Source organism: Paenibacillus sp. EB106-06-01-XG199 (assembly GCF_058791575.1).
On record NZ_JBYTDQ010000001.1, the window covers coordinates 529,686 to 548,334 of the forward strand.

Annotated in this window: 19 protein-coding genes; 15 read left to right on the plus strand and 4 right to left on the minus strand. The window is 50.2% G+C overall.

The genetic code is table 11. The features are described 5' to 3' along the window. Positions 1-12 precede the first annotated feature (12 nt). The 3 genes from AC3WT9_RS02680 to AC3WT9_RS02690 all read left to right on the plus strand — a co-directional run bounded on the left by AC3WT9_RS02680 (position 13) and on the right by AC3WT9_RS02690 (position 3,026). The gene (locus tag AC3WT9_RS02680) at positions 13-672 is read left to right on the plus strand and encodes an amino acid ABC transporter permease (protein WP_341093716.1); all 660 of its coding nucleotides are present in this window, start codon (positions 13-15) and stop codon (positions 670-672) included. Continuing rightward, positions 659-1,381: an amino acid ABC transporter ATP-binding protein gene (locus AC3WT9_RS02685; protein ID WP_341093715.1), complete on the plus strand. Its 723-nt coding sequence runs from the start codon at positions 659-661 to the stop codon at positions 1,379-1,381. Before AC3WT9_RS02680 ends, AC3WT9_RS02685 begins: the two co-directional genes overlap by 14 nt. Positions 1,382-1,496: 115 nt before the next feature. Further along, positions 1,497-3,026, plus strand: a complete 1,530-nt coding sequence (locus AC3WT9_RS02690; protein WP_341378826.1) for a Ppx/GppA phosphatase family protein — start codon at positions 1,497-1,499, stop codon at positions 3,024-3,026. Here AC3WT9_RS02690 and ppk1 read toward each other — a convergent pair. Next, entirely contained in the window at positions 2,974-5,088 is a 2,115-nt protein-coding gene (ppk1, locus tag AC3WT9_RS02695) for a polyphosphate kinase 1 (RefSeq protein ID WP_341093713.1), read from the minus strand. The genes AC3WT9_RS02690 and ppk1 overlap by 53 nt on opposite strands. 393 nt (positions 5,089-5,481) lie before the next feature. On the opposite strand from ppk1, the gene AC3WT9_RS02700 reads away from it, so the two are divergent. Beyond that, complete coding sequence (locus AC3WT9_RS02700) at positions 5,482-6,144, plus strand: 3D domain-containing protein (RefSeq protein ID WP_341093712.1); 663 nt, start codon at positions 5,482-5,484, stop codon at positions 6,142-6,144. A 188-nt stretch (positions 6,145-6,332) separates the two neighbouring features. On the opposite strand, the gene AC3WT9_RS02705 is transcribed toward AC3WT9_RS02700, so the two are convergent. Beyond that, entirely contained in the window at positions 6,333-7,220 is an 888-nt protein-coding gene (locus AC3WT9_RS02705; protein WP_341093710.1) for a polysaccharide deacetylase family protein, read from the minus strand. A gap of 190 nt (positions 7,221-7,410) precedes the next feature. Here AC3WT9_RS02705 and AC3WT9_RS02710 point away from each other — a divergent pair, with 190 nt between their 5' ends. The 9 genes from AC3WT9_RS02710 (at position 7,411) to mobB (ending at position 14,686) form a co-directional block, all read left to right on the plus strand. After that, on the plus strand, positions 7,411-8,451 hold the full coding sequence (locus tag AC3WT9_RS02710) for an NADH:flavin oxidoreductase/NADH oxidase (protein WP_341093708.1): 1,041 nt from the start codon (positions 7,411-7,413) through the stop codon (positions 8,449-8,451). Positions 8,452-8,537: 86 nt separating this feature from the next. Beyond that, entirely contained in the window at positions 8,538-9,242 is a 705-nt protein-coding gene (locus AC3WT9_RS02715) for a dihydroorotate dehydrogenase electron transfer subunit (protein WP_341378825.1), read from the plus strand. Then, positions 9,235-10,167: a dihydroorotate dehydrogenase gene (locus AC3WT9_RS02720; protein WP_341093705.1), complete on the plus strand. Its 933-nt coding sequence runs from the start codon at positions 9,235-9,237 to the stop codon at positions 10,165-10,167. Before AC3WT9_RS02715 ends, AC3WT9_RS02720 begins: the two co-directional genes overlap by 8 nt. A 90-nt stretch (positions 10,168-10,257) precedes the next feature. Beyond that, the gene (lpdD, locus tag AC3WT9_RS02725) at positions 10,258-10,590 is read left to right on the plus strand and encodes a prenylated flavin chaperone LpdD (RefSeq protein WP_341093704.1); all 333 of its coding nucleotides are present in this window, start codon (positions 10,258-10,260) and stop codon (positions 10,588-10,590) included. Positions 10,591-10,666: 76 nt separating this feature from the next. Then, complete coding sequence (locus AC3WT9_RS02730; protein ID WP_341093703.1) at positions 10,667-11,335, plus strand: PspA/IM30 family protein; 669 nt, start codon at positions 10,667-10,669, stop codon at positions 11,333-11,335. A 127-nt stretch (positions 11,336-11,462) separates the two neighbouring features. Beyond that, positions 11,463-11,873 carry a DUF350 domain-containing protein gene (locus AC3WT9_RS02735; RefSeq protein WP_341093700.1) on the plus strand — a complete coding sequence of 137 codons (411 nt, stop codon included), beginning with the start codon at positions 11,463-11,465 and terminating at the stop codon, positions 11,871-11,873. Positions 11,874-11,896: 23 nt separating this feature from the next. After that, positions 11,897-12,403 (plus strand): DUF4178 domain-containing protein, encoded by a 507-nt coding sequence (locus AC3WT9_RS02740; RefSeq protein WP_341378824.1) that lies wholly within the window; start codon positions 11,897-11,899, stop codon positions 12,401-12,403. Positions 12,404-12,627: 224 nt separating this feature from the next. After that, positions 12,628-13,908, plus strand: coding sequence for a molybdopterin molybdotransferase MoeA (locus AC3WT9_RS02745; RefSeq protein WP_341378823.1), 1,281 nt, complete (start codon positions 12,628-12,630; stop codon positions 13,906-13,908). 61 nt (positions 13,909-13,969) lie between these two features. Further along, positions 13,970-14,686, plus strand: coding sequence for a molybdopterin-guanine dinucleotide biosynthesis protein B (mobB, locus tag AC3WT9_RS02750; protein ID WP_341093695.1), 717 nt, complete (start codon positions 13,970-13,972; stop codon positions 14,684-14,686). Between the two features lie 133 nt (positions 14,687-14,819). On the opposite strand, the gene AC3WT9_RS02755 is transcribed toward mobB, so the two are convergent. Both AC3WT9_RS02755 and xerS read right to left on the minus strand, forming a co-directional pair. Next, complete coding sequence (locus tag AC3WT9_RS02755) at positions 14,820-15,686, minus strand: pentapeptide repeat-containing protein (protein ID WP_341093693.1); 867 nt, start codon at positions 15,684-15,686, stop codon at positions 14,820-14,822. Positions 15,687-15,791: 105 nt separating this feature from the next. Next, positions 15,792-16,874, minus strand: coding sequence for a tyrosine recombinase XerS (gene xerS, locus AC3WT9_RS02760; protein ID WP_340899802.1), 1,083 nt, complete (start codon positions 16,872-16,874; stop codon positions 15,792-15,794). A 492-nt stretch (positions 16,875-17,366) separates the two neighbouring features. Between xerS and AC3WT9_RS02765 the strand changes: the two genes are divergently transcribed. Continuing rightward, positions 17,367-17,780, plus strand: a complete 414-nt coding sequence (locus AC3WT9_RS02765) for a TetR/AcrR family transcriptional regulator (RefSeq protein ID WP_341093692.1) — start codon at positions 17,367-17,369, stop codon at positions 17,778-17,780. Then, the gene (locus tag AC3WT9_RS02770) at positions 17,770-18,648 is read left to right on the plus strand and encodes a hypothetical protein (RefSeq protein ID WP_341378822.1); all 879 of its coding nucleotides are present in this window, start codon (positions 17,770-17,772) and stop codon (positions 18,646-18,648) included. Before AC3WT9_RS02765 ends, AC3WT9_RS02770 begins: the two co-directional genes overlap by 11 nt. Position 18,649: the final 1 nt, after the last annotated feature.

The following is an 18,649-nucleotide window of genomic DNA, read 5'->3' on the forward strand; positions in this document are numbered from 1 at the left end:
GTTAGACCTGCAATGAATTTATTCGATATGGCATATGAATACCGCAATCTTTTTCTCTCCGGTTTAAAATATACCCTGCTCCTGGCATTGATTGGGGTATTCTGCGGCTTTGTCCTGGGAATTATAGTTTCCCTGCTGCGCATGTCCAAGTGGAGCGTGCTGCGGTTTATAGCTACTGCATGGGTTGAATTTCTGCGCGGTACGCCAATGCTGGTACAGCTCTTTCTTATCCATTACGGCTTAGTGGAGTTAGGTCTGGAATTTTCGGCGATTCAGTCCGGTGCGATTACACTCACGATTAATAGTTCCGCTTATCTGGCCGAGATCTTCCGTGCCGGTATTCAAGGCGTGGACCGCGGCCAAATGGAAGCAGCCCGTTCTCTCGGGATGAAACAAGGGATGACCATGCGCTACATCGTGCTTCCCCAGGCGTTGAAGAATGTGCTGCCGGCTATCGGCAATGAGTTCATTACGATCATTAAGGAGTCGTCAATTGTTTCGATGATCGGGGTGGCGGATCTTCTTTTCCAGGCCAGAAATATTACAGCCATTACTTATGAGGGGCTTACACCGCTGATTATTATCTCCATTATGTATTTCATCCTTACATTTACTTTATCTAAGCTGCTTGGCATTCTCGAAAGGAGGCTGAATACGGATGATCGCCGTTAACAACCTGCAAAAACATTTTGGCAAGCTGGAAATCCTGAAGGGCATTGACCTAGAAATCCAAAAAGGCGAAGTCGTGGTGGTCATCGGACCCAGCGGCTCCGGCAAAAGCACCTTTTTGCGGTGTCTGAATCTGCTGGAGCAGCCCACTGGGGGAGAAATCACCTTTGAAGGCGAGTCCATCACAGCGAAGAAACATGATATTAATGTAACGCGTGAAAAAATGGGCATGGTGTTCCAGCAGTTCAACCTGTTCCCGCACAAATCGGTGCTGCAGAATATCATGCTGGCTCCGCTCAAAGTAAAAAAGCAACAGCCGGCGGAAGCTGAAAAAATTGCGATGCAGCTGCTGCGGACGGTTGGGCTTGAAGATAAACGCGATGCTTACCCGGCTCAGCTCTCCGGCGGGCAGAAACAACGGATCGCCATCGCCCGTGCACTGGCCATGCAGCCGCATGTGATGCTCTTCGATGAGCCGACATCGGCGCTTGACCCTGAGATGGTCGGCGAGGTGCTGGAAGTGATGAAGAAGCTGGCCGAAGATGGGATGACGATGGTTATTGTCACTCATGAAATGGGCTTTGCCCGTGAAGTGGGTGACCGGATTCTTTTTATGGATGGCGGCTATATCGTAGAACAGGGGACACCCGCGGAAGTCTTCGGCCATCCGAAACATGACCGGACCCGCGATTTCCTCAGCAAAGTCTTATAAACGCACAAAACGGCCCTTGGAAATAACTCCGGCGGCCGTTTTGCTTTTGGTTAAGACCTAAATGGGTGATATAGTATATAAATATGCTCGATCAACTTGAAGGGGGTACATACAGATGAGCGATGATCTCTGCCGGATAGGCATCATTGATATTGGTTCCAACTCCATTCGTCTTGTGATTTATGATACAACGCGGCAAGGAGGTTACAAAATCATCAAGGAATGCAAATACTCTGCAAGGCTAAGTGAGAAGATTACAAAAGCGGGCAGGCTCGAGCGGAAAGATATGGACACCATTATTCCTGTCTTGCGCCAGTTCAAGGAGATTTGCAGCGCTTTTGAGGTGGATAGGATCCGTGCAGGAGCGACAGCGGCCATCCGCAACGCCGCAAATTCTTCCGAGATCATTACATACCTTTCAGAGGCTTCCTTGATTCCAATTGAGGTGATCAGCGGCTATCAGGAAGCTTACTTTGGATTTCTTGGTGTCATTAATGCCTTTGATGTTCAGGACGGGTTCGTGATTGATATTGGCGGCGGCAGTACGGAGGTTACCCTGTTCCGCGGACGGCGCTATCAGCACAGCATTTCCTTTCCATTCGGTGCGGTCAACACCAACCTCATGTTCAGCCACCAAGGCAACTGGAACAGCGAACAAGTGAAGAAGCTCCAGGCTTATGTGACTGGCAGGCTAGTCGAGCATGAGTGGCTGGGCACCAGTGCTGGTCTGCCGTTATACGGCCTCGGGGGAACGCTCCGTTCATTAGGCAAGCTGGACCAGAAGATGAGGGAGTATTCCTTGCCGAATTCTCATGGTTATGTACTCTCCAGTGAAATGATAGACCGGTTTATGGAGATACTGCCTGATACGCCTTATGAGAAACGGAAAGATATGGAAGGGTTGTCCAAGAGCCGGGCGGACATCATTGTGTCGGGGCTGGTCATTTTCCATACAGTTTACAACTATATCCGAGCCAGTCAGGCACTCATCAGCGGGGAAGGTTTGCGGGAAGGCATGCTGCATGACCTCTTAAATCCTGAGCAGCCGGTGTGTGACAGTGCGCTGGAGTTCAGTCTGGATACGATAATCCGCTTCGATATCCGCACTTCTAAAGGGCATCTGGAACATATCTGCAAGCTTGCGATGAGTCTGTTTGGCGCATTGGGACATGAAGGTGACCGCGAAGAGCAGAAGATGCTGATCTATGTCTCCATCATGCTGCATCGTACAGGGTCGAATATTAACTACTACCAGTCGAAACGGCATACTCGCTACTGGCTGATGAATTCACCGATTCGGGGTCTTACCCACCGGCAATTGATTCTCAGTGCGCTTATTGCTTCCTACAGCACAAAAAGCCGGAAGCAGAAATTGTCCCAGACACATAAGGACATTTTACTGGCTTCCGACGAGGAGTGGATTCATAAGCTGGGTACGCTCGTACAGCTGAGCATTGCTCTGGACAGCACCGAGATCGGTGTAATCCGCGGATTGAATGCGGAGCTGCACGGCAATACTCTTCATCTGGAGCTTGAAGGTGTAGGTGAGGTGCATATCGGACAGGAAGACATTGAGAACGCCCTAAAAGCATTTAAGAATGCTTGGTCGGTGAAGGTAAAGCTCGGCTCCCTTTCCAATGACTGACCTCCAAAGCGGCTACTTGGCTCCGGAAGGGAGCCTTTTTGTCGTCCGGCCTTTCGTAGTATCCATTCGGCTGAAGGAAGCTGGCTTTCACGTTATCCTTAAGCGACAGATCAAGAATCTTGACGATCTGCTTACGGATGCCACTGTCTAACACCGGACACATCAGTTCAATCCGCCGGGTCAGATTGCGGGTCATCCAGTCGGCGCTGGATAAATACACTTCCGGCTTGCCGCCATTCTCGAAATAATAGATGCGTGAATGCTCAAGAAAACGGTCGACGATGCTGCGGACTGTGATCCGCTCACTCAGGCCTTCAATGCCCGGGCGCAGGCAGCAGACGCCGCGTACAATCAAATCGATGGAAACACCGGCCTGGGCTGCACTGTACAGGCTGTCGATGACCTCCTGATTGGACAAAGAGTTCATCTTGGCTATAATCCGTGCCGGTCTGCCGGCTGCCGCGTGCTCGGCTTCGCGGAGAATCAGCTTTTGCAGCGACAGGCTCATGTTGGTCGGAGCGACGATGAAGGCATTCCAGTCATAATTGGCGGAATAACCGGTCATTTGGTTGAACAGCTCTGAGGCATCCAGCCCAATTTCATTATTGGCAGTGAACAGGCTGAGGTCGGTGTAGGCTTTGGCTGTGCTGTCATTGTAGTTCCCGGTACCGACATGTACATAGCGGCGCAGTTCGTTCCCTTCCTGGCGGACGATCAGCGTTACTTTGGCATGCGTTTTGAGCCCGACCAGGCCATAGACAACATGGCAGCCGGATTGTTCCAGCTTGCGTGCCCAGGCAATGTTCCGCTCTTCGTCAAACCGGGCTTTCAGCTCTACTACCACGGTAACCTGTTTGCCCGATTCTGCGGCATTGGCCAGGGCGGTAATCAGCGGCGAGTTGCCGCTGACCCGGTACAGGGTCATCTTGATGGCCATGACATGCTCATCCTCGGAAGCCTGAATAATAAAGTCGCTCATCGCATCAAAGGATTCGTATGGATGGTACACTAGCACATCGCGCTCGCGCAGCACTTCGAAGAAATCCTCATTCTCCTCAAATTCCGCCGGATATTGCGGCACTATCGGAGCATCAAACAGGTAACTGAAGCCCTTTAGGCTGCCTGCGAATCCCCGCAGGAACCCTAGGTCAAGGGGCCCGTCAATTTCAAAGACAAAATCCTCAAGCTCGAACTCGGCCTGCAGCTGTTCAAGGGCATAAGGATGAATCCCTTTTTGCACCTCAAGCCGGGCGGGAACACCCCGGCGGCGTTTGCGCAGCTCCTTTTCAATCTCTTCGAGCAAATCCTCTGCGCCTTCCTCATCAATCGTCAGATCAGAGTTGCGGGTTAGCCGGAACTCGCTGACTGCTACCGGCTCATAACCGCTGAATAACGTTTGAATATGATGGCGGATAACATCCTCAATAAAGACGAACTGCCGTTTTTTGCTGTTGGAACGGTGAGGGAGCGGAATACACCGCGGCAGGTTGGAAGGGATCTGCAGGATGGCGAAATAGGGATCCTCTTCCTGGCTGTTCTTACGGGTCAGCACCACAGCCAGATAGATGAACTGGCTGTGCACAAGCGGAAACGGACGGCTCTGATCAACGGCCATCGGAGTCAGAACAGGGAAAATAATGTCGCGGTAATACTGCTCAATCGACAACTCCTGAGCATGGGTCAGATCCTCATAGTTAACAAAGACAATGCCTTCTTTATGCAAATGCCGGGAGATATCGCGGAAGGTGCGGTATTGGTCGGCAATAATTTTGGTGACCCGCTTGATCAGACGTTTATACAATCCGGAGGGGGTATAGCCGGTAAAATCTTTTTTCGTATAGCCGGCTCTAATCTGATCCTGAATTCCGGCTACACGCACACTGATGAACTCATCCAGATTGCTGGATACGATCGCGAGGAATTTGGCGCGTTCCATCAGCGGATTATCCAGATCCTGCGCTTCAAGCAGTACACGGCGGTTAAATTCGATCCAGCTTAAGTCCCGGTTGAGGTAAGCAGTAGCTGGACTGCTATGGTTGTTTTTTTTCTCTTCTGCGTTCATAGACCCTCCAAGTGTGCTTCAATGTCTTAATAACTTTATCGTATTCTACCATTCTACTATTTGCCGAAGGGGGAATTGTTAAATCTGTGTAAAATTTTCGCGGATAATATCCGAATATCTTAAAAAACCTCTTAATGTAATGGGAAAATATAATTACTATGTAAAAGTATTCCTCTGAATGCGTGGAGAAAAAGTAAATTCTATCAGAATGGTAACAATTTCTTAGGCATTGGTTACAAAATTGTGATATATTCAATACTGTTAGTTTACAAACTACTGCACTGGATATGCCGGCATAAGGCATAAGAAGAAGGTACATACGTCCAGAGTTATCTTGGTGCGAGATATTCCCTCACGGGAACCCTCTTGCACCCACTAATGAAGGAGGCAAATATGAAGATCAGATTCAGAGCCATTACAGCCCTTGCTGCTGCTGTTGGCATCAGTACATTGCTGCATGCAGTCCCCGCCAAGGCGGACAGCGTACATATTGCAGGAGAAACTACCACCTATTATACACTATCGAACTACTACGGTATCGGTGTCGATGAACTCATGAACGCCAACAAGTCGGTTGCGAGCATGAATATTTATCCGGGGCTTAAGCTCACCATTCCACGTGAGAATAAACTTATTGCTGCTGCAGACACCTCGTTCCCAGCTTCCGTCATTTCGACCAGCCTGAACGTGGAGAAGGAATCCAATATAGTACAAGCCTGGGGGAAAGAATTCAACTATGCCAAGATTATTCAGGCCAAAGCTACAGCTTACTCCTCAGCAGCCAGTGAGAACGGCAAATGGGGGGCGGTCGATTATTTCGGCGATGCGCTTAAGCTGGGCACGATTGCTGTAGACCCGAATGTGATTCCGCTCGGCACGAAGGTGCTGGTGACCGGACATTCGCATCCCGGGCTGCCGAAGCAGGCATTTCTGGCCACGGCCACGGATATGGGAAGTGCGATCAAAGGCAACCGTATAGATATCTTTATTCCCGGAAGCCAAAGCTTCGTATCGGATTTTGGATTTCAGTACGTGAATTTGTACATTATTGAATAGTCTGCTTTTAAGGCTCCACGCCGCTATTAAGCCACACTCAAAAGGAAACGATGAATGCCGGAGATCATGGCAGCTCGTTTCCTTTTTATTTTAATTTCATACGAACACCGTTCCTAAATGGACGGCGAAGCTTTTGCTATTATCAGTTGAAATAATGAACAACGTAGAGGCTAAAGCCAATTAAATAGTTACTTATTTTTATCCACCTGAAGCATCTGGGGGACCGTTACAAAAGTGTAGCCCCGCTTGCGCAAGATATTAATAACTTCCGGGAGCGCCTGGATCGTCCCCCGAAGATTGCTTCCTTGGCCGCCGCCGCCATGCTGCAGCACAATCGCCCCCTTGCCCGCATGGGACAGAATGTTGTTTCTCACCTGTGATTTTGACAACCCCCGCCAGTCCAAAGAATCAACATTCCAATGGATCAGCTTGTAGCCGTGACTTTTTGCCCATTTGAGTTGTTGCTCACTGATATCTCCATACGGTGGGCGAATTAATCGTGGCTTATACCCGGCAAGAGCAGCAATAATATTTTCGGTACGCACAATTTGTGTCCGGAATTCATTTACACTAAGCTTCCCGAATTCCGGATGATTATAGGAGTGGTTGCCGACAACATGGCCTTCCCTGATCATCCGCTGCACCAGTGCAGGATGTTTCTCCGCCCGGCTTCCGACGACAAAAAAGGTCGCTTTCACATGATATTTACGGAGAACATCCAGCAGCTGCGGTGTGAAACGCGGGTCAGGAACATCATCAAACGTCAGGGCGATCATCCTGTTCCGGGGCCCCTTGGTCATAATCGTCTCCGGATATTTGCGCATCAGCTGGCTTAGAGTCAGAGTTCTGCTGCGTTTTTGCCGCCGGGCAGCCGCTGCGGAAGAAGAAGAACCGGGTGCGATAGCCTCTACTTCGTCTTCGGCAGCATTTTGTGGCTGAGGGGTTCCGTGCTCTTCCGGTTGCTGCAGCAGGGGAGAAGAGGCTGAAACAAGCTCTGCAGAGGTCGCGGGGCTAAGCAGAACCATTGTAATTGCTAAGAGAATGAGCAGTTTCCGCCCTTTTAGCAGCTTATCCATTCATCCACACCTCCTATGTAACTTCGCGCACTGCTGTTTCTCCCTTGTTATCCCCAAGCGGAGGCTAATTTATGCTGGACTTCCATGCTCACAGTTTGAGATTTATTGCCGTGAATTTTACGTGTATACTAATGAAATGGGAGATTCGCTTCCACTATAAATCGGATAACCGGAAAGGTTGGAATCGGAAATGACTGATTTATTCAAGCCTTATGAATTGAAGGCTTTAGTTTTAAAGAATCGGATAGTTATGCCCCCAATGTGCCAGTATGCGGTGCACAAGCAGGACGGAATACCGGATGATTGGCATTTCGTGCATTATGTCAGCCGCGCCGTTGGCGGAACCGGCTTTATTATTGTAGAGATGAGCGGTGTGCATCCAGATGGGCGAATCACTAACCACGACACCGGGATCTGGAGCGATGACCAGATAGCGGCCTACCGTAAGATTACGGATGGGGTCCATGCGTACGGCGCCAAAATTGCTATTCAGTTAGGTCATGCAGGCCGCAAGGCTCTGGATGCGGAACCGCCGGTTGCTCCGTCGGCAATTCCGTTCGATGAGAAGTCCAAAACACCTCAGGCCCTCTCTAAAGAAGAGATCGCAGAGCTTGTCTTGGCTTACCGTGAGGGCGCGCGCAGGGCAGTGGAAGCCGGTTTTGACACGGTAGAGATTCACGGTGCCCATGGATACCTGATTCATCAGTTCCATTCACCGCTCACCAACATTAGAGAGGATGAGTACGGAGCTGATTTAGCACTGTTCGGCGAACAGGTGGTCCAAGCAGTTAGAGAAGTACTGCCCGCAGAGATGCCGCTGCTGATGAGAGTATCAGCCAGAGAATATGTCGAAGGCGGCTATGATGAAGCCTATGCTCTGGACATTTGCCGCCGGTATAAAGACGCTGGCGTAGATATGTTCCATGTATCTTCTGGCGGAGAAGGACCGGTCGGCTCTAATGGCGGACCTAACGCGGGTCCGGCTTATCAGGTGGATCTCGCTGAATATATCAGAAGCGGACTGCAGGTTCCGGTTATAGCGGTAGGACGTCTTGAGAACTACGCAGAAGCCCAGTCCATAGTTGCCGAAGAGAAGGCGGAACTCGTAGCTATTGGCCGGGCAATGCTCAGTGACCCTTACTGGGCGCTGCATGCAGAGGAAGCGCTTGGCGGGGTAGACGAAGCGAATGTGCCGAAACCCTATGAGCGCGGGGTATGGCACAGAAAATAGCACTCTACCAATGTGAAATATGTCACAGATTTTAAATTCCTTCTAGGGCATGGTTAATAAGATTAAATTTGAAGGAGCTTGATAACGTGGCGACAGTTATAACTAACGAGCGGCTGGCTGATGGAGTGTACCACCTTCGGGTTGAAGGGAATTACGGCGGTGAAATGGGTCAATTCTACATGTTGCGGGCATGGGGAGCCTATCCGCTGTTGTCCAGACCGCTTAGCATACATCAAGTAAACGATGACGGTGTCGAATTTCTCTATCATGTGGTCGGGGAAGGCACTGAAATCTTTGCCGGTCTGACACCCGGAGATAACATTGATCTTGAAGGGCCGTTTGGCAATGGCTTTCCCGAAGTTGAGGGGAAGGTTGCTCTGGTAGGCGGGGGGATTGGCATTGCTCCGCTTTATTATTGTGCGCAGAAGCTTCCGAACAGCGACATTTATTTGGGATTCAGCCGGGAAGCCTTCCGTACGGAAGCATTTCGTCCCTTGGCGGCGGAGCTGACGGTCAATGTCGGCGGCCTGATTCTCGACAATGTTGATTTTACCAGCTATGATCATATTTTTGTCTGTGGACCGCACCCTATGCTGAAAGCAGCACAATTAAAAGGCTTCGCAGCCGAGACTGCAGGCAAAATACCGGGCGTGTATCTTTCACTGGAGAACCGGATGGCCTGCGGGATAGGTGCATGTCTTGTATGCAGTGTGTCCTGCCGAGACGGGCAGCGTAAGGCATGTGCGGACGGGCCGGTCTTTTTGGCGGAGGAGGTGCTCTTCCATGATTAATTTAACTGCCAATATAGCAGGCGTACATTTCAAGAATCCGATCGTCATGGCTTCTGGTACCTTCGGCTTCGGCCGTGAGTATGGCAAGCTTTATGATGTGTCCATGCTGGGAGGAATCTCCGGCAAAGGTCTTACTCTTAACGCCAAGGCCGGAAACCCCGGTGTTCGTGTCTATGAGACGGCTTCCGGTATGCTGAACAGTGTGGGTCTGGAGAACCCTGGAGTGGAAGGGTTTCTGGCCAAGGAACTTCCCTATTGGGAGACCCTGGATACTGCGCGGATTGTGAATCTTGGCGGCAATACATTGCATGATTATGTGCTCGGTGCCGAGCTGATCCAGCGGGATGCCGAAGCCCGGAGTCTAGCCGGTACAACTGCGGTGGACATGATTGAGCTTAATATTTCCTGCCCCAATGTAAAAGAAGGAGGCATCGCTTTCGGTGTCAAGACTCCTGCTGCACAGGAGGTCGTGCGTGCGGTCAGAGCAGCAACGAAACTTCCGCTCGCCGTGAAGCTGTCACCCAACGCCGAGGATATCGCCGAAATGGCTGTGATGTGCCAGGAAGAGGGAGCGGATGCGGTTTCGCTGATCAACACGATCTCAGGGATGAAGATCGATGTCCGCCGCCGCCGCAGCGTGTTCAATAATCTGTATGCCGGACTGTCCGGTCCGGCGATCAAGCCAGTGGCGCTGCGTATGGTGCATCAGGTAGCCAAACGGGTGTCCATTCCGGTAATCGGTATGGGCGGAATTACCTCGGCAACGGATATTATAGAATTTATTATGGCCGGAGCAACGGTTATCCAGGTTGGAACCTATAATTTCATGAACCTGCGGGCAGGCAGCACGCTTGTGGAGGAACTGCAGCAGTTCATGCTAACAGAGAACATCTCTTCCCTGGACGAGATCCGCGGTATTGTGTGAGCTCTCCCAAGTTTTGCAGGTACTGTTTTTCCGCTGACCTGAGATATCTTCGTGCTTCAAGGTTAATATAATGGGAAGGGGGAGATCGGGTTGGTTGCTTATGAGTTCCATCCAGAGGACATTGAACTGTCTGCAATAGCTGTAGGCCGTGATTTACTGCTGCTCATTACCGGAGGAGTCCGCCATATCGGTGCGGCAAGCACCGCATATGTTGACGGTGATAACATCAGCGTATCCACCTCTGCCGTCCCCCATCACAAAGAACATACAATCAGTGAAGCCATCGCGCTCAAGGTATCGGCTGCACTGGGTAAGACGGTCACGGTGGTTATGGGCATTCATTATGATGATTTGAGCAAAGAGGACATCACTAAAGTTGTAGAAATCGTATACAGCAAGGTGGATCAATATTTAACGCAATAAATTTGAAACGATTCTCGCCACTCTGCGTAAAAGATACCAAATGAGAAATTAACTTTTATTTTGGAGGAATGAACCGATGTCTATATTTAAAAGATTGCGTGATTTGACCATGTCCAATGTGAATGCGATTATTGACAAGGCGGAAGACCCGGTCAAAATGACGGACCAATATATCCGTGACATGACCGAGGATTTGGAGGATGCTGAGAAAGCGGTAGCTGCCCAGATCGCCATCGAGAAGAAATTCAAACAGCTGTATGAAGAGCAGGAAGCACTTGTAGCCAAGCGCAACCAGCAGGCGCATACGGCAGCCCAAGCCGGCAATGCCGATCTGGCCCGCCGCGCGCTGGAAGAGAAGAAATCCGCTGAAGTCAAGCTGGTGGAGTACAAAACAAGCTTCGAGCAGAATAAAGCTTCAGCCGACAACCTGCGTGCCAAGCTGGATGAAATGCGCAAGCAGCTCACACAGATGAAGAACAAACGTGAGACTCTGGTAGCCCGCTTCAATGCCGCAAAGGCGCAAACAGAAATTAATAAGGCAATGAGCGGTTTCAGCTCTGACTCGGCTTCTGCCGGATTGAAGCGCATGGAAGAAAAAATGCTGCAAGCTGAAGCTCAGGCAGAAGCCAGCAATGAGATGAGCTCGGGGAACAAATCGCTTGACGATGAATTCGAGAAGCTGGGCAAGGACCAAGCTGTAGAAGATGAGCTGGCTGCGCTGATGAAGCAATACGACAAACAATAGGATATGGACTTACCGGTCCTAAAGCCGGTGTTCACAGGCGAAGGGGAGACGGAACTAGCGGTTTCTCCTTCGCCTTCTCTATGTGGTCGGATAGGAGCAGCAATCTGAATAAGCGGGGGCTAAAGCAATGGATTTCCAAACACTGGTGTCCATGGTTGTATGGACGGTGAGCGGCGCAGTGCTTCTATGTGTACTGATGTTCGTGGATTCGCTGTTTACCCGTTATAATGATTTGGAGGAACTGAAGGCAGGTAATATGGCGGTCACAACGCGTTTCGTACTGAAACTGCTGGCCCAAGCCTACATATTATCGGCATCCATTTCCACTTCAAAGGGTCTGGGAGATGCGCTTATTGTCTCGATAGTATCTTTTGTTCTTTTGTTTTTCCTTGAAAAGTCAGTCCGCCTGCTGCTGAGCCGCTGGGGTAAGCTTAATCTTGATTATGGCACCCAGCTGGGCAAAATCGGTTATGGATTATTGGCTGGCTCGCTGCATGTAACGGGGGCATTAATTATTGCGGCTTATATACGAGGTTAAATATAGCAGGAGGATGATGGAGTTTGAGTATATGGAAACGTATAGGTAATCTTTTTTCCAAAACAGAAGCACCGGCTGCACCAAAAAGTATGCTGCATCTCTCCCCGGGAGATATTTGCGAAGTGTCGCTGGTTACTTATGAAGTAACGGGACGGACGAAAACCAGCGGCCGCAATGCGGTTGTCTTGACACTCCGTGACGGAAGCAAGATCTCCTATCTCTATATCGAGGAGCGTGAACAGCTGCAGTACAGTCTGTATCAACCGATTGACGGCCGGCTGGATGATCCTGCTGAGGTACCCTCTACGCTGGAGCTGGATGGTTACACGTTCCACCTTGAGGAAGAATACGAAGGGTTCGCAGCGGTAACAGGACAGACGCCGTATACCAATGGCGGAGAGCAGCATGTCTGGCAGTACCAGTCCGATGATTACCGGCTGCTGCGGGTGGAATGGCAGAACGGGCGGTTTATGCTTTATGAGGGCGAGAAAGTAATTCCGGGAGATGTCAAAGTGATCCGGGCTTCGTAATTCAACACCTGTTTTTTTTGCATCCCAAATGGGGATTAGAGGATACCTTCGCTTCTATAGCGGGTATCCTTTTTTCTTTGTCTTGTAAAGCTAAGCGGGAAATACCGAGAACAGACACTCATATCCAATATCACTTTCCCGGGCCTCATGTTAAAATAGTTCTGTACCGGAGCAGCAAACAGTAGGCACATGATGCCACATGAGACAGAGGACGGAGGGTTCTTATGAATAGCAGACAGGATACGCCGGATCGTAAATTTCATCGAAAAGCACTCCAGGTTAAAGAAGCACAAGCCCGGGTGATTGAATATGCAAAACTGCTGGATGGTGAGGAAGTACCGCTGAATCAGAGCTGCGGGCGTTTTTTGGCCGAGCCGGTGATTGCGCCGCATCCTTTTCCGGCATTTAACCGGTCAGGGATGGACGGGTATGCGCTGGTCGCCGGGGATACTAAGGATTGCGGGCCAGACCACGTGGTCTGGCTGGAAGTCGTGGATGATATTCCATGCGGAGCTGTACCTGCTGTAAGTATAACGTCCGGAACAGCCGCGCGAATTATGACAGGGGCGCAGGTGCCTGAAGGTGCGGATGCGGTTGTGATGCTGGAGATCACGGAAACCCGGGAAGCTGATGGCAAAAGTTTTGTCGGACTCCGCAAGCCGCAGCAGGCCGGCCGCAATATTACCCCGCAGGGTTTTGAACTGAAAGAAGGGGCGATTGTACTTCAATCAGGAGGGAAGATTGCTGCGGGTGAGATCGCTGCGCTGGCAGCGCTTGGAGTACATACTGTCAAAGTACTGAGACGGCCTAAGATCGGGATTTTCGCTACGGGTACTGAGCTTTTGGAGGTAGATGAGCCACTTCAACCCGGAAAAATCCGTAATAGCAACTCACCGATGCTGGAAGCGCTGGTGCGGGAGACCGGGGGTGAGCCTTTCATGCTGGGTGCAATCATAGATGACTTGGAGCTGGCCCGGAGCAAAGTGCAAATGGCTCTGGACAGCTATGACATGGTGATCACTACGGGCGGTGTATCGGTGGGGGACTACGATATTATGGGTGATCTGGTCCGGGAGAACAGCGGCGACATGCTATTTAATAAAGTTACGATGCGCCCGGGAAGCGTCACAACAGCTGCTGTTCGCGGAGGCAAGCTGCTGCTGGCACTGTCCGGAAATCCCGGAGCCTGCTTCGTAGGTTTTCATCTGTTTGCGCGGCCGGTCATTTCCCTGATGCAGGGGGCTACGCTGCCTTTTTTGCCGGAATGGACGGCTGTGCTTGGCGCAGATTATTCGAAGGTGAACAATTATACACGTTATGTGCGCGCAAGGCTGGAATTCCGTGACGGCTGCTTGTATGCCTATCCGGCAGCAATCGACGAATCTTCGGTCATGGTAACGATCAAGGACAGCGATTGTCTGATTGTCGTTCCGCCGGAAGAACGCGGCTTGAGCGCCGGCGCTAAGGTAAGGGTGCTAAAGCTGCCGGGAGAACTTCAGGGCTGAATGGACTCTACCAGCCATGCGGGAGCGTGCGTGAATTAGAGATCAGGGGTGAAGCAGAAACATGATGAAGCGGGGCAAGAAAAGAAGTGAGACAGGCCGGGACTTTGCGCGGCTGAACATTGGCAACTCAAGGCTAGGAAGAGGCAGGGATGGAAAAAGCAAGAACAGCCATACCTGCAGCAGAAATGCAGGCAGGACAAGCCGGTTTCCCGTGGGAAGTCTTCGAACGGGTGCGGAATCGAATGGCGGTGGCGACAAGAGTCCACCTGCCGTATGCCAGATTGTCGGCTATAAAAACAGCGGCAAAACTACGCTGATCTGTGGCTTGATTCCGCTGCTGCAGCGGCACGGCTGCACTGTGGCGGTGATTAAACATGATGCCCATGACTATGAAATGGATCATCCGGGGACAGATACCTGGCAGCAACGGCAGGCCGGAGCATCCGCAATTGCCATCACCAGCGGCAGAAAAACATCGGTGATCGAAGAACGCAGCAGCAGTTTGGCAGAGCTGATTTCAGCTTTTTCCAGCTATGATTATGTGCTCGTTGAGGGCTTCAAACACGAAGCTTATCCTAAAATAGTACTGGTTCATAACGAAGAAGACCTGAGCCTGCTGAACAATGCGCAGAATAAGGTCGCTGCCGCATTTTGGGAGGAAATGAAGGACAACGTGTGGATTGAGCCGGGAATCCGGCAATTCAGCATCAACGACAGTGCGGCAATCGCTGATTTTTTGTGGCAGCAACGGAATTATTTTCAAAATTTCAACATATGAAAAATTCACAATAGAAAACCCAAAAAATTCTATCCGCGCTTCATTGAACAGTCTCTTCAAAATCAAGTCATAAGGAGCAGCAGCCCCAGTCCTCCATGGTAACGGAAGACTGGGGCTGCTATTGTTGAAGATCCTATGTCCAGTGACCAGGACGGGCAAGCGCTGGAGGCAGCTTGGTTAAGGTATTGCCCTTGGCTGCATTAAGCTGTGCTTGTGTAAGAAACAGGCTGCCGGTCAGATCAGCTCCGCTTAGGTTAGTATCCCGGAAATCTGCGCCAATGAGGTCAGCAGCCTGCAGATTTGCACCGCTGAGATCAGCGGCAATGAGATAGGCTCCCCGCAGGCTTACGCACCGCAGATCCGCACCCTTCAGTTTGGCGCCGATCAGATCCGCGCCGCGGCCATATTTTGCTTGTCGTTTGGGAACCGACTTCAGCTCCCTCCGGGCCGTATCACGCACAAGTTCACTGGTACGCAGGAGCAATTCGTTGACTTCCCCCCGGTGTGCAGCAACATCCAGTGCCAGCAGCGCCTCGGCCTTCAGGTTCGTGAGTTGTTCGGTCTTCTCCAGAGCGGTAGACAGCGCACTATGAAGCGGGGCAGCAGACTGGAAATGAAGTGCTTCGGTGAGATACCACAGCAGTTCATGTAGCTGACGCATTACCGGGAATACCTCGAACATCTGTGATGATGTTTTGGGAGCCTGCCGCCAGTCCTTGCCGCCATAGGTGATTTGGGATATCTTTTGGCCTGCCCCGAAACAGTCATACACTGTGCAGCCCCGAAAGCCCTTGTCTCTCAGAGCAGTATGAATACCGCAACGGAAGTCCGTCTGCAGATTGGGACAGGGCTGTCCGGCGTTCTTGTTCATCGCGAAGTCTACCGAAGCCGCGAAGGGCAGCGCCGCACAGCACAAGCCAAAACAGTTCTCGCAGTCAGATTGCAAAACGAGAGAAGCTCCGGCCGGGCCGGATGGTGAATAATTGTAATTCTCTGACATGGGTATGCTCCTTACAATAATAAAAATTAAATACTCTTCAGCATTAGAACAAAACTCCGCTCGAATGCAGCTTCACATGTTTCCTTCAGAGCAGCAGTGATGCCATCAGCTCTCTACACGCCGTTCAATCGCTTCGGACATCGTTTTGTCCGTAAGATGGGCATAGACTTCGGTAGTTTCGGTCGAAGCGTGTCCAAGCTGCTCCTTGGTTTTGTAGATATCATTTTGCAGATAATAGTCCGTGGCGAAAGAGTGCCTCAGCTTGTGCACAGTCAAATACGGCTTTCCGAAACGTTTGGCGTATTTGATAATCATCTCTTGAATCGCCCGTTTTGTCATCCGTTTCCCTTCCTGGCTGCCATTGGGCAATGCTATGAACAACGCCTTTTCCCTCTTTGGCGTCTTGTAGCGGGCCTGGCGGAGACTTAGATAGAGCGAGAGATCATCCTTGGCCTGCTCGCGGAAATACACAGGTGTTTTGAAGGTCTCGTCATTATTGCCCTTACGGTATACATAAAGCAGCTTGTTATTCACATCCAGATCATCCACGTTGAGATTAACCACCTCGGATACACGCAGGCCGGAATTCAAGATCAGACTGGCGATGCAGGCATCCCGTTCCCGGTTCAACTGAAAGGAGTAATATGCCTGCTTGTTAGCCTCAACGTCCCTGCCATAACCCTCATAGATGTAACCTACGAATTCCAGCAGTTCCTCGTCTTCGAGAATTTTCCCCTTTAGCTTGGCTGCGGTATCTTTCGGTTTATGAATGCGTTTGATTTCCACCTTGGCCATAATATTGCGCTTCAGCAGCGGGTAGAAATTCTCATCTTCGGCAATCTGGCTCAGGTAATGGAACAGGGAGCGCAGAGCAGACAGCTTGCGGGATACCGTCACCCGGGTGTTCGTTCCTTCGGCGCGGGTAGTTAAATGCAGCCGGTAGCCGACAATACTGTCCATATGGAGTGTTTCCAGATCAAGCAGAGTGATTTCAGCATTACTGCCGGCCGTTGACAGACCTTCCACACGCAGCCACCCAAAAAAAGATTCATAATCACGGATATACTCCAGTAGGGTTGAAGGCGACAGATCCGGCCGTTTATAGTCAATGAATTGCTGTACAAACCATGGCATAAGATGCAGCCTCTGGTCGAGATTTTTCCGGTCGCTGTTTTTTTGGATGCTGATAACAATCACCTTTTTCATAGTTTGCTTAGGTTTGAAGTGTTGCGGTCTAAATCTATCATATCATGTTTTGTGCTGGACCGGGAATGAGAGGCAGGCAGCTTACTCCAGAAGTGACAAAGTTATATGATGTGAAGTAAACGTGAAAGGCAGAGGTGAACCTAATGGAGCTTGGAATACTGGTTCCCAAGGAGCAAAAGCAGACGATCAGCAGGGTGTGTAATCTTCATAATTCATTCTAATGCTACCCTATAATTATGTTAACTTAATTCGGCAACTGAATGATAAATCTAAAGCTTGGGATGCCCGCCGGGGCTATCTCAGGCTCTATTTCTGTTAGGAAATTATACAATTTGGAAATGAGATTCCTTAAGAATATCAAAATAATCACATCCCGCAGCAGTATAGTACCATATAATGTATATTGAACAGCGTTCAAAAACATTGCAGTGTTAAATTCACTGCTCTAAACGCAAATGGAGGAATTTTGAAATCATGAGCAAAGAACAAAGGCAAGAGCAGGAACGCGAAGCGATGCGTCATTTGATTCTGAGAATAGCCGGTGAGCTGGTGGCCGAGAAGGGGATGAAGCAGATATCTATCCGCAAGATTGCTAAACGGATGGACTATTCCGCCGGAATCATTTATCACTATTTTCAGGGAAAGGAGGCTATTGTGGAGCAGCTTCTACAGCAGGGGTACAGGAAGTTGATTGATGGACTAACAGCCCGATTACACACTTCGCAGAATGAAGAATCGGCTGAGGAGAAGCTAAGCCAGTCGCTGCCGCAGTTCATTCGGGTGACAACAGCGGAGGAATCGGGGGCTGGAACGGTTCCGTCCTTTAAAGGACGGCAAAGCCGTTTCTGCTTGACTATTCGACCAGGGGGAGACGCCAATGGAATATAGACGATCAGTTGGCATTTTAACGGGTTTAATTATTCTCCTTGCGATAATTGCGTCGGGGTACGGATTGCTGTCAGGTCACGGCCCGGAGGCGGCAAGAAGGTCTGAATCTTTTACCTCTATCTGGGGTGACAAGGTCGAATTATATGGTAGTGGGATATATAAACACGATTCAGTTTCCGCTGCTGCTCAGGCGATAGCCCAGGATGGAGTTACGCTGGTATTGGGGGTTCCTTTGCTGGTTGTGTCACTGGTTATGAGCTTCAGAGGGAGGGTCAGAGGACGTTTGCTGTTAGCTGGAGCCTTGGGATATTTTACATATACTTATGCGTCTTACAGCTTCCTGTCTATGTACAATCAGCTGTTTCTAATCTATGTCATGTTGTTCTCAGCCAGCTTATTTGCTTTTATTCTGACACTGTTGTCCCTAGAGCGGGAGAAGGTAGAACGTTATTTTAAACACAGTTTACCGGCCACAAGCATCGGCGTTTTCCTGCTGTTTACCGCGTTTATGATTATGATGTTATGGCTGGGCAGGCTTGCTAGTTCTTTACGGGAAGAGACAGCCCCTGTAGGGTTGGAGCATTACAGCACATTAGTGATTCAGGCACTCGATTTAGCTATTGTTGTTCCGCTCACGGCAATTACCGGGGTACTGCTCATTCGCAGGCGGCCTTATGGTTATCTGCTTGCTTCTGTAGTCATAGTGAAAGCCGCTGCTCTCCTAACCTCCATCACAGCCATGATCATTGGGATGCTGAGGGCGGGAGTAAGTGTATCTACAGTAGAGCTGGTAGCGTTCCCTGCGTTTCATTTGGGTGTTATTGTTTGTTTGTACCTTGTATTGAGCAATGTACAGGAACCGGGATAGT